General features: G+C 52.8%; 11 protein-coding genes, 1 tRNA gene and 1 pseudogene. 8 read left to right on the plus strand and 5 right to left on the minus strand.

Annotation, left to right across the window (positions count from 1 at the left end; genetic code table 11):
• Positions 1-179: 179 nt before the first annotated feature.
• On the plus strand, positions 180-983 hold the full coding sequence (dkgB, locus tag B3X29_RS13370; protein ID WP_103178361.1) for a 2,5-didehydrogluconate reductase DkgB: 804 nt from the start codon (positions 180-182) through the stop codon (positions 981-983).
• Position 984: 1 nt separating this feature from the next.
• Here dkgB and yafC read toward each other — a convergent pair.
• A pseudogene (gene yafC / locus B3X29_RS13375) lies at positions 985-1,916 on the minus strand (DNA-binding transcriptional regulator YafC).
• Between the two features lie 104 nt (positions 1,917-2,020).
• On the opposite strand from yafC, the gene B3X29_RS13380 reads away from it, so the two are divergent.
• From B3X29_RS13380 to B3X29_RS13390, 3 genes are all read left to right on the plus strand, one after another.
• The gene (locus tag B3X29_RS13380; protein WP_159339669.1) at positions 2,021-3,196 is read left to right on the plus strand and encodes an MFS transporter; all 1,176 of its coding nucleotides are present in this window, start codon (positions 2,021-2,023) and stop codon (positions 3,194-3,196) included.
• Between the two features lie 158 nt (positions 3,197-3,354).
• Positions 3,355-4,155: an endonuclease/exonuclease/phosphatase family protein gene (locus B3X29_RS13385; RefSeq protein WP_039032074.1), complete on the plus strand. Its 801-nt coding sequence runs from the start codon at positions 3,355-3,357 to the stop codon at positions 4,153-4,155.
• A gap of 76 nt (positions 4,156-4,231) precedes the next feature.
• On the plus strand, positions 4,232-5,002 hold the full coding sequence (locus tag B3X29_RS13390; protein WP_159339670.1) for a class I SAM-dependent methyltransferase: 771 nt from the start codon (positions 4,232-4,234) through the stop codon (positions 5,000-5,002).
• Between the two features lie 52 nt (positions 5,003-5,054).
• Here the strand turns inward: B3X29_RS13390 and mltD are convergent, their stop codons facing one another.
• Both mltD and gloB read right to left on the minus strand, forming a co-directional pair.
• On the minus strand, positions 5,055-6,422 hold the full coding sequence (gene mltD, locus B3X29_RS13395; RefSeq protein WP_103178365.1) for a murein transglycosylase D: 1,368 nt from the start codon (positions 6,420-6,422) through the stop codon (positions 5,055-5,057).
• Between the two features lie 71 nt (positions 6,423-6,493).
• Positions 6,494-7,249, minus strand: a complete 756-nt coding sequence (gloB, locus tag B3X29_RS13400) for a hydroxyacylglutathione hydrolase (protein ID WP_159339671.1) — start codon at positions 7,247-7,249, stop codon at positions 6,494-6,496.
• A gap of 32 nt (positions 7,250-7,281) precedes the next feature.
• On the opposite strand from gloB, the gene B3X29_RS13405 reads away from it, so the two are divergent.
• Positions 7,282-7,998, plus strand: coding sequence for a class I SAM-dependent methyltransferase (locus B3X29_RS13405; RefSeq protein WP_159339672.1), 717 nt, complete (start codon positions 7,282-7,284; stop codon positions 7,996-7,998).
• Here the strand turns inward: B3X29_RS13405 and rnhA are convergent, their stop codons facing one another.
• Positions 7,999-8,466 carry a ribonuclease HI gene (rnhA, locus tag B3X29_RS13410; RefSeq protein WP_290554644.1) on the minus strand — a complete coding sequence of 156 codons (468 nt, stop codon included), beginning with the start codon at positions 8,464-8,466 and terminating at the stop codon, positions 7,999-8,001.
• A gap of 145 nt (positions 8,467-8,611) precedes the next feature.
• Here rnhA and dnaQ point away from each other — a divergent pair, with 145 nt between their 5' ends.
• The 3 genes from dnaQ (at position 8,612) to B3X29_RS13425 (ending at position 10,496) form a co-directional block, all read left to right on the plus strand.
• Positions 8,612-9,355, plus strand: a complete 744-nt coding sequence (gene dnaQ / locus B3X29_RS13415; RefSeq protein WP_156653947.1) for a DNA polymerase III subunit epsilon — start codon at positions 8,612-8,614, stop codon at positions 9,353-9,355.
• A 130-nt stretch (positions 9,356-9,485) separates the two neighbouring features.
• A tRNA-Asp gene (locus B3X29_RS13420) sits at positions 9,486-9,562 on the plus strand.
• Between the two features lie 406 nt (positions 9,563-9,968).
• Positions 9,969-10,496, plus strand: coding sequence for a cytochrome b (locus tag B3X29_RS13425; protein ID WP_156653948.1), 528 nt, complete (start codon positions 9,969-9,971; stop codon positions 10,494-10,496).
• A gap of 110 nt (positions 10,497-10,606) precedes the next feature.
• On the opposite strand, the gene B3X29_RS13430 is transcribed toward B3X29_RS13425, so the two are convergent.
• A complete protein-coding gene (locus B3X29_RS13430; RefSeq protein ID WP_103178371.1) occupies positions 10,607-11,377 on the minus strand; it encodes an amidohydrolase in 771 nt (256 codons plus the stop codon).
• Between the last annotated feature and the right edge of the window lie 104 nt (positions 11,378-11,481).

The raw sequence follows: 11,481 nt of genomic DNA on the forward strand, positions 1-11,481 counted from the left end.
CCGTCCGTTCCGCCACTTATTAAGAAGCCCTGAGCTCACGCTCAGGGCTTTTTTCTTGCCTGCTGTTTGATTATTGCTGTAAACGCAAAAATCCTCTGCTTAATACGATCTTTTTTCACATATCCCCGCCAGAGATAATCCTCTTTATTAACAAACATGATGAAGAAAAGAGGAATTTCATGTCTATCCCTGCATTCGGTCTTGGCACTTTCCGCCTGAAAGACGACGTTGTTATCGCATCCGTTAAAACTGCCCTCGAACTGGGTTATCGCACGATTGATACCGCCCAAATCTACGACAACGAAGCCGCTGTGGGTCAGGCGATCGCAGAGAGCGGCGTACCGCGTAACGAACTTTTTATTACCACCAAGATCTGGATTGAGAACCTCAGCAAAGAGAAATTAATCCCAAGCCTGAAAGAGAGCCTGAAAAAGCTGCGCACCGATTATGTGGATCTGACCCTGATTCACTGGCCATCGCCGAACGATGCGGTGTCCGTTGAAGAATTTATGCAGGCTTTGCTGGAAGCTAAAACGCAGGGACTGACGCGCGAAATTGGTATCTCCAACTTCACTATCCCGTTGATGGAAAGGGCAGTTGCCGCAGTTGGCGCAGAAAATATCGCCACCAATCAGATCGAACTATCCCCTTATCTGCAAAACCGGCAGGTGGTGGAGTGGGCGAAGCAGCATGGCATCCATATCACTTCTTACATGACGCTGGCTTACGGTAAGGCTCTGAAAGACGAAACCATTCTGCGCATTGCTACCAGGCATAATGCCACCGCAGCACAGGTTATCCTGGCATGGGCGATGGGCGAAGGTTATGCAGTGATCCCGTCTTCAACCAAGCGTGAAAACCTGGCGAGCAATCTGCTGGCACAGGATCTGAAGCTGGATCTGGATGATAAAAAAGCGATCGCGGCGCTTGACTGCAACGATCGTCTGGTTAGCCCGGAAGGTCTGGCGCCGAAGTGGGACTAATCTAGCCCGCCCTCTGTACCCTGAACCCTCTCACAGCTCCTTCGGGAGCTGTTTTACATGCTCGCTCAGAAAATCAATAAAGGCCCGGATGCGGGTGCTTACCGCTCTGTCACTGTAATAAACCGCACTGAAGGGCATCTCTACCGGCAGGCGCTTGTCTGCCATCAGCTCGACTAACTCCCCCCGCGCAATCTCTTTATCAATCATATAATCCGACAGGCAGGCAATCCCATTTCCTTCAAGGCATAACTGTTTGAGCGTCTCGCCGCTGTTGGATGATAAACCGCAAACCACTTCATGCAGCTGGCCATCATGGCAGGCGAGAGGCCATGTATTAAGGGATACCGGCTCCGTAAAGCCCAGGCAGAGATGCTGCTTCAGTTCCTCTATCGTCTCAGGCTTGCCGAAGCGGGCAATATAGGCCGGGGAGGCGATGATTTTGCGATAACTGGTGAACAGAGGGCGTGCCCGCAGGCTGGAATCGGTCAGCGTCCCCGCGCGGATCGCCACATCCACCTTGCGCTCAATCAGGTTGATAAACGTTTCTGAAGAAACCAGAGAGAGCGTCATTTCCGGATAACGTTCGCGGAAAGGTTTAATTAAAGGCATCAGGAAATGCAGCACCACGGGCGTCGCCGCATCGATACGCAGAAGCCCGCGTGGCGTGCTGCGCGTCTCCATGATCTCTGTTTCTGCGGCGGCCATCTCCTGCAGAATAGACTGCACGCGGCGAAAATAGCGTTCGCCTTCTTCGGTCAGGCTCAGTTGCCGGGTCGTCCGGTTAAGCAGGCTGACGCCCAGCTTCATCTCCAGCTTTTTCACCGAGCGGCTGACGGCTGAATTAGCCTGTCCCAGCTGTTCTGCGGCACGGCTAAAACTGCCGCTCTCAACGACGGCGACAAATATCGCCAGCTCCTCAGACGTTGCTTTCATTGTTGCTTTATCCGCAAAATTGTATTGATACTTTGAGCATTTTTGTTATTTAAACACTGGCGCATACTCCGTGTCATCTTAATCCTGATGAGACGGAGTTATTTATGCCTCTGGCGCTACTTGCCCTGACGATCAGTGCCTTTGCAATCGGCACGACTGAATTTGTTATTGTAGGTCTGGTTCCTACCATTGCTGACCAACTTGCCATCTCGCTGCCTTCGGCGGGTTTACTGGTCTCTATCTATGCCCTCGGTGTGGCTATCGGCGCACCGGTACTGACCGCACTCACAGGCCGTCTGCTGCGTAAACAGCTGCTGATGGCGTTGATGGTGCTGTTTACCGCAGGCAACATCCTTGCCTGGCAGGCACCTGATTATACAACCCTGGTCATTGCCCGCCTCCTGACGGGGCTGGCTCATGGTGTCTTCTTCTCCATCGGCTCGACAATTGCGACGAGCCTGGTGCCGAAAGAGAAAGCGGCCTCTGCTATTGCCATTATGTTTGGCGGTTTAACCGTAGCCCTGGTGACAGGTGTACCGCTGGGCACCTTTATTGGGCAACATTTTGGCTGGCGTGAAACCTTCCTCGCGGTCTCTCTGCTGGGCGTGATTGCGCTGATTAGCAGTCTGGTGCTGATCCCGTCCACTATTCCGGGACGCGCGGCAGCGACGCTGCGCGATCAGCTGAAAGTGCTGACTCATCCTCGTCTGCTGATGATCTATGCCATTACGGCGCTGGGCTATGGCGGTGTGTTTACCGCATTTACCTTCCTGGCGCCAATGATGCAGGATCTGGCAGGGTTCTCACCGAGCGCAGTAAGCTGGATCCTGCTGGGCTATGGCGTTTCGGTGGCGATCGGCAATATCTGGGGCGGAAAGCTGGCCGATAAGCATGGCGCAGTCCCGGCGCTGAAAATTATCTTTGCTGCCCTGGTAGTGCTTTTACTGGTCTTCCAGTTCACCGCTTCCATACAGTATGCCGCGCTGGGTACGGTACTGGTAATGGGGATCTTCGCCTTCGGTAACGTACCGGGTTTACAGGTCTATGTCGTGCAGAAAGCCGAACACTATACACCCAACGCCGTGGATGTTGCTTCCGGTCTTAATATCGCCGCGTTTAATGTCGGTATCGCCCTGGGTTCCATTATTGGTGGGCAGACGGTCGAGCATTTTGGTCTGTCGCAAACGCCGTGGATTGGGGCGGTCATTGTTCTCGTGGCGTTTCTGTTGATTGGCCTGAGTGGTCGTCTGGATAAGCCCGCGCGCGTTACTCTCGGATAACTTTATGTAAGTACTTACCGACAAAACAGCTCAGCGGAATCTGAGTAACTCAGTAGTTTCTTAGTAATAGCGTTGAAAGTGTGAGCTGAAAACCCTATAACATTAGAACCCGCTCCTGTTTCTGGACGGGTTCAAGTTGATAGGGGTCGTTTCACACCGTGCGAAAAAATACCTATGCCATGCGTTATGTTGCCGGACAGCCAGCGGAGCGAATTTTACCTCCGGGGTCGTTTGCGAGCATTGGCCAGGCATTGCCTGCGGGTGCGCCTTTAAGCAGCGACGAAAAAATTCGGGTGCTGGTATGGAATATCTTTAAACAGCAACGCGCCGAATGGTTATCCGTCCTGCAGAATTTTGGTAAAGATGCTCATCTGGTGCTGCTGCAGGAGGCGCAAACCACACCTGAACTGGTCAGGTTTGCGACCACTAACTATCTCGCTGCTGACCAGGTGCCGGCATTTGTCTTACCCCAGCATCCGTCAGGGGTGATGACGCTCTCTGCCGCTCATCCCGTCTATTGCTGCCCACTGCGCGAGCGCGAACCGCTTCTGCGCCTGGCGAAATCCGCCCTGGTCACCGTGTATCCGCTGCCGGATACCCGGCTGCTGATGGTGGTCAATATCCACGCGGTTAACTTCAGCCTTGGCGTGGATGTCTACAGCAAGCAGCTGCTGCCTATCGGCGATCAGATTGCCCATCACAGCGGCCCGGTGGTTATGGCTGGCGATTTCAATGCCTGGAGCCGTCCGCGAATGAATGCGCTTTATCGCTTTGCGCGTGAGATGTCGCTGCGCGAAGTACGTTTTACCGATGACCAGCGGCGCAAGGCCTTTGGTCGTCCGCTCGATTTTGTCTTCTATCGTGGTCTGAACGTGAGTGAAGCCTCTGTGCTGGTCACTCGCGCATCCGATCACAATCCGCTACTCGTTGAATTCAGTCCCGGCAAACCTGAGAGATAGAGGTGCGTCAGGTCTGCCGTGGGGCAGGCCTGTACGGGTGCTGCCCTTTATTTTTCATCAACCGAAGGACAGCAAAATGACAACACAGTCCCATCATGACAACGTAGAAAAACAGTTTGGCTCTCAGGCTAAGGCCTACCTCACCAGCGCGGTTCACGCATCCGGGCGCGATTTGCAGCGTCTGGCTGAACGTCTGGCTGATTTTCCGAAAGCCAGCATCCTTGATTTAGGCTGCGGGGCAGGTCATGCCAGCTTTGTAGCAGCGCAGCAGGTGGCTCAGGTGACGGCATATGACTTATCCAGCCAGATGCTGGAGGTGGTTGCCGCCGCAGCCAGCGAGAAGGGGCTGAATAATATTGCCACCCGTCAGGGCTATGCAGAATCATTACCCTTTGACGATGAAATGTTTGATATTGTGATCAGCCGCTACTCGGCGCACCACTGGCATGACGTCGGCCAGGCGTTGCGCGAAGTTAAGCGGGTGCTGAAGCCGGGTGGGCTGGTTATCATCATGGATATCATGTCGCCGGGTCATCCGGTACGTGATATCTGGTTACAGACGGTGGAAGCGTTGCGGGATACCTCGCATGTCCGGAACTACTCCAGCGGCGAGTGGTTGTCCATGTTCACCGATGCCGGGCTGATTGCACAATCGCTGCAGACTGACAGATTAAGGCTGGAGTTTTCTTCGTGGATTGCGCGTATGCGCACCCCAGAGGCATTGAGTCAGGCGATCCGGTTGTACCAGGAGAGTGCCTCGGCCGAGGTCAAAGCCTACTTTGAGCTGCAGGAAGAGGGCTCCTTTACCAGCGATACCCTCCTGGCTGAAGCCCAAAAGGCGGGATAAACAAAAAAGGCACCGAGGGGAATCGGTGCCTTTTTACATCAGGTCTCTGAAATCAGGAATCCGGTGTGGCGTTGTTTTTTACAAACAACGTTATCCGGTCGCCAGGCTGCAGATTATCCGTATCGCTGTTCCAGCGCATCACATCTTTGATGTTTACGCCGTGACGCTTGGCAATACTGGAAAGCGAATCGCCTTTTTGTACGCGATAGGTAATGCTATCGCTATTATTGGCGAGACGCTGCGCGCTGTTACCCGCGCCAATCGTCAGGTTCTGACCCACTTTCAGGGTAGAGCCACGCAGCTTGTTCCACTGCTGCAGATCTTTCGTGCTCACGCCAAGACGTGAAGCAATGCCTGAAAGCGTATCGCCTGTACGTACCCGATAGCTACGGCTATTTAACGGTGTGTTATCCGCAATCAGCGTAGACTGAACCGCTGCAATCTCACCCGACGCTAACGATACCCGTAACTGTTCAGCGTGTTTCTGCGGCACCAGAACGTATTTTGGTCCGCTGGTACCTAACGTAGAGCCCTTCACACCTGCGTTGAAGGCTTTCAGTTTGGTCACCGAGATACCTGCCATATCCGCAACCTGTTTCAGTTCAACAGGGTTGTTGATACGCACTTTCGCCAGCGCACGACTTTCGTCGGAGGTTGGCAGCTGCACGCCGTACTGTTTGCTGTTTTTGAAGATTTCACTCAAAGCCAGCATTTTAGGTACGTATAATTTGGTTTCCCGTGGCAGTGGAAGCGACCAAAAGTCGGTAGGTTTACCCCGTGCTTTATTCGCTTTCATTGCCTTCAGTACACGACCCTCACCGCTGTTGTACGCAGCGACAGTCAGCAGCCAGTCACCGTCGAACATCTTGTTCAGACGTTGCATCATATCGAGAGCGGCAGTCGTCGAGGCGACCACATCACGACGCGCATCGTAGTTGCGGGTCTGTTTTAAACCATAATTGCGCCCTGTGCTCGGTATGATCTGCCAAAGACCTGCGGCCTTGGCGCCAGACGTTGCGTGTGGGTCAAAAGCGCTCTCCACTATGGGTAGTAGTACCAGTTCCATGGGCATGTTACGTTTCTTAACTTGCCCTGCTATCCAGTACATATACGGCTCTGCCCGTAAAGTTACATCGTGGAGATAGCTCTTATTGCTTAAATACTTCTGTTTCTGTTCGCGAATCCGGCTGTTTTCCGGAATTCCCATCTTTAGCTCGTCACCAATAGAGACCCACAAGTCTTGATCCTGTGCGAAGGACGTCCCATCGTCTGCCCATCGCGATTGACTTGTGAACTTCCCTGCTTCCCCTTGACCAGCTGCAGAAAGGCTCTGTGCGTGCTGTTGTACGTTGCCAGTGTTCTGTGACGACTGGCAACCCACAAGCAGGACAGAGGCGAGTAATATCGCTTTTGCCTTCATGTGTGTGTCAATAGTTGCTTAAAAGACGAGCGATGATAACGACGAATAGTTAAAAAGGCAACATGCAATTGTCAGAAGTCATCTTTCTTTGCCCTTAACCACGCGAAACAATCCTCAGGTTGTAACATATTTGTTTCTTCTTTAATTTTATTAACTAAATCAATGTCATTTGTTCTAAGAAATAAATTAATTTTACGTTCATTTTTCAGAATTACGGGCAGTGTTTTTTGGTTTTTTGCACGTAACTCATTCACTTTGCGGTAATAATCCTGAATCGCACTATCCTCAGGCAGAACGTGCATCGCAAACTTCATATTCGCTAAAGTGTATTCATGTGCGCAACAAATAAGGGTATCGTCGGGGAGAGCGTTAATTTTCTGGAAGGACTGGTACATCTGGGCTGGAGTGCCTTCGAAGAGTCGTCCGCAGCCACCAGAGAACATTGTGTCCCCACAGAAAAGATAAGGGAAGCTAAAGTACGAAATATGTCCAGAAGTGTGACCCGGTGTTGCAATTACAGAAAATTCCAACGTTAGAATGAGGATCTTTTCGCCATCTTTTACTACGCGCGTAGCCCCCTTATCTTGTGTCTCAGCAGGACCGTATACCACAAGATGCGGAAATTTTGCGCAGAGTGCCGCCACGCCGCCCACATGGTCATGGTGATGATGCGTGAGCAGAATGGCTTCCGGCTGCCACTGGTTTTGCTCGATGGCGTTTAACACCGGCTCCGCCTCGCCAGGATCGACAATCACGCAACGACCCTCATCATTGCTTAAAACCCAGATGTAATTGTCCTGAAAAGCAGAAATACTGTTAAGATTCATACATTACCTCTCATAGCGTGGCGGGTGTTTTGATGAAACCGGCAAGGATACCTCAGATTGTTACCGCACCGAAACACTGGGCGGAGTTGCCCTGGGGTGAATACTATCGTGAAGCGCTCGAGTTACAGCTTAAGCCCTGGTTTGCGAAAATGTATGGTTTTCACCTGCTTAAGATTGGCAATCTGAGCGCGGAAATCAACTCTGAAAGCTGCGCCATCTCGCATCAGGTCAATGTTTCGCTGGGCGGGGAACCCGTTCAGGTGAAGGCCAATCCGCTGCAGCTCCCTTTTGCCGAGAAGTCCGTTGATGCGTGCCTGTTGGCACATTTGCTGCCCTGGTGCGATGACCCGCACCGTCTGCTGCGGGAAGCCGATCGGGTTTTGATTGATGATGGCTGGCTGGTGATTAGCGGCTTTAACCCGATGAGTCTGATGGGGCTGAGAAAGCTGGTGCCGGTGCTGCGTCGCACGCCACCCTATAACAGCCGCATGTTCACGCTGATGCGCCAGCTGGACTGGCTCTCGCTGCTCAATTTTGAGGTGATGCACCAGAGCGGTTTTCAGGTGATACCCTGGACGCGGCAGGGCGGGAAGTTACTCAGCACCCATTTTCCGGCGCTGGGCTGTATGCAGCTAATTGTGGCGCGCAAGAGAACCATCCCCCTGACGCTCAATCCGATGAAATCAGGCAAAGCCAAGACCCAATTGCGCCCCGCTGTAGGTGCCACGCGGCAGTACCGGAAGCCCTGATCAGGCTTCCGGTTTATACCCCACATCGTCATGCTGCGGATTGAGCGCAGCAGCGCGCGCCAGTTCGTCGCAGCGTTCGTTTTCGGGATGTCCGGCGTGGCCTTTCACCCATTCCCACTGGATTTTATGCTGGCTGAGCGTCGCATCCAGGCGTTGCCAGAGATCGACATTCTTCACCGGTTTTTTGTCCGCGGTTTTCCAGCCGCGTTTTTTCCAGTTGTGGATCCACTGGGTGATCCCCTGGCGTACATACTGGCTGTCGGTACTCAGCACAATATCGCAATGCTCTTTCAGTGCCTCAAGAGCCACAATCGCGGCCATCAACTCCATGCGGTTGTTGGTGGTCAGGCGAAAGCCTTCATTGAAAGTTTTTTCGTGCTGTCGATACCGCAAAATGGCGCCGTAACCCCCTGGGCCCGGATTGCCGAGGCACGAGCCATCGGTGTAAATCTCTACCTGTTTACGCATCCTGGCAGACATCCTGTAATAAAAACGGTAAGTCTGACATAAATGGTCTTCCTCGGCACGGCAAAATAAAGTCCGCGTGAATTAGCCTTTGAACGCCAGGTCAGGTTGATTACAATGTCATCGTTAATAAGAACAGGCTGACAGAATGAGTATTGCAGACACACATAACGCCGACAGGATCATCGTTCTCGATACCGAAACGACGGGTATGAACCAGATCGGTGCTCACTATGAAGGGCATAAGATCATCGAGATCGGTGCGGTAGAGGTGGTTAACCGCCGTCTTACCGGCAATAACTTTCACGTTTACCTGAAGCCAGACCGGCTGGTGGACCCGGAAGCCTTTGGCGTTCACGGTATTGCAGATGAGTTTCTGCTCGATAAACCTACCTTTGCCGACGTTGCCGATGAATTCATCGACTACATTAAAGGCGCCGAGCTTGTCATTCATAACGCCTCGTTCGATATCGGCTTTATGGATTACGAATTCAGCAAGCTCAACCGCGGCCTGCCGAAAACAGACGCCTTCTGCAAGGTCACTGATAGCCTGGCGATGGCAAGGAAGATGTTCCCCGGCAAGCGGAACAGCCTTGACGCGTTGTGCTCGCGCTATGAGATAGATAACAGCAAACGAACGCTACACGGGGCACTGCTCGATGCCCAGATCCTGGCGGATGTTTATCTGATCATGACGGGTGGCCAGACCGCCCTGGCGTTTAATGCCGATAACGAGGCGCAGCAAGAGTCCGGCGAGAGCGAAATTCAGCGCATTATTCGTAAGTCCAGCGCGCTGCGCGTTATACTTGCGAGTGATGAAGAGTTAATGGCGCATGAATCCCGTCTGGATCTGGTGCAGAAGAAGGGCGGAAGCTGCCTCTGGCGAGGCTAAAAGCCGCTGAAATGCTGGTAAAATAACCGTTTGGATCGTTTTTGCAGCAAACGATTCAAAAGCAGAGAAAAAGCATTGACGGGATCGAGGGTAAACCGTAATATCTGCCTCGTTACCAAGGGAACACAGCGGAGCGGTAGTTCAGTCGGTTAGAATACCTGCCTGTCACGCAGGGGGTCGCGGGTTCGAGTCCCGTCCGTTCCGCCACATTCAGGCCCATGTTAGCAATAACATGGGCCTTTTTTCGATCTCTGTTTTTGTGCAACTTTCCCCAGCAACATCTTCCGTCTGGCTTATGCCGTTGAGCCTGAAAATGCCCAGGTTCCGTTATCCTCATTCAGCGTATTCGCAACGATAGACTCCTCCTTATCTTTTTCCGGCCTGCATAAATAATAAATTCAACAACGCTCCAGTCGCCCAACCGGTTAACGGGAAAAAAGAAGAGGTTAAAAATGGTCTGCGTTCTTCTATTAAGGGGCAGGGCAATATCCTATTTTGCGGAGAAGAATTTCATTGTTAAACCCGGCGCAGGATTAAAGCAGGGCAGGGCGAATGATTTCTGGACGCATGGCTTCAAAGGACGCCAGGTTATTACGTTTTAGAGGACAAGGATATGCAAACTTCTTCCGTTATTCCCACACGTTACGATCGCTTTTCTCGCCTTTTACACTGGGTGGTTGCAGCCGTCATTATCTACGCCATGTGCATGGGCTACATTCTTCACGCGCTGGAAGGGACCCGTTGGTTTACCTTTTTTTCTGTGTTGAATATGTCGCTTGGCACCATTGCAACGCCAATCATGCTGGTGCGTTTTGTCTGGCGCTTCTTTCGTCCTTCAGTGCCTTATCCGGCAACGGTGGCGGGGCGGAAAAAGCAGATGGTGGTTTTTATCCATGAGCTGTTTTATCTGACCATTATGTTGGTGCTGGCCAGCGGCTTCCTGATGCTGCACAAAGATTACAGCCTGTTTGGGCTGCTGCCGATTACTCATCCGATTAACACGATTGAAGTTAATGAATTCTTCTTTAAAGTGCATCGCGTTAGCTGCATTTTACTGGGCCTGATTCTGCTTGGGCATGTCGCGGCGGTAATCAAATATACCTTCAAGGGACAGCGCGAAATCCTGCAACGCATGCTGTAAGAAAAAGACTGACGCCTTTCATTAGATGAAGTAACAAACAGCAGAGCCGCACCGCTCCTGTCCCTTTATGCCGATGAGGTGAGGGGACAAGGACAGTGCGGCTTTACCCTTCAGTCAATACTAAACGGATCCGCATCCTGCCAGGCAGGAAACTTCTCCCGGTACTCCCTCAGCGCGGTCAGCGACAGCTCGGCATCAATCCGGGTTGCATGATGCGGCTCAGCGGTGGCAATAATCTCACCCTGCGGGTTGATCACCCGGCTGTCGCCCCGGTAGTGATGCCCGTTGCCGTCAGTACCGACCCGGTTGCAGCCAGCGATATAGGCCTGGTTCTCAATCGCACGTGCCGTCAGCAGCGCCTGCCAGTGGAGAGAGCGGGGCGCCGGCCAATTGGCGACGTAGATCGCCAGGTCGTAATCATCGCGGTTACGGGACCACACCGGGAAACGCAGGTCGTAACAGACCAACGGCAGAATGCGCCAGCCGCGCCACTCAAAGACAACCCGCTCGTTACCCGCTTCATAGTGCTGGTGCTCGTCCGCCATGCGGAACAGATGGCGCTTATCGTAGAAGTGCACCTTGCCCTCGGGCTCCACCAGCAGAAAACGGTTCACCGGTCCGCGTTCGGTCTGCAACGCTGCGCTGCCAGCGATTAACGCCTGGGTTTGTTGCGCTCTGGCCTGCATCCAGGCAACCAGCTCGTCCTGCGGCAGGGACTGCTTAGCCGCCTCCATGGCGAAGCCAGTGGTGAACATCTCGGGCAGGATAATAATATCCCGTCCGGCGATCCCTTCCAGCTGACGATCAAAATGGCGCAGGTTGGCCGGACCATCCATCCACACCAGCGGTTGTTGCAAAAGCGTAATCTTCAGACCAGGCACAGTTAAGACTCCTCGAATAACCCCATTTTGACACTGTAGCACGACAAACAGAGAAACGGGTGGCAATAAAAAACCCCGCACGAGGCGGGGTTTTGGCGGGCTGA

The organism is Leclercia sp. UBA5076 (assembly GCF_002416465.1).
Taxonomy (GTDB): domain Bacteria; phylum Pseudomonadota; class Gammaproteobacteria; order Enterobacterales; family Enterobacteriaceae; genus Enterobacter.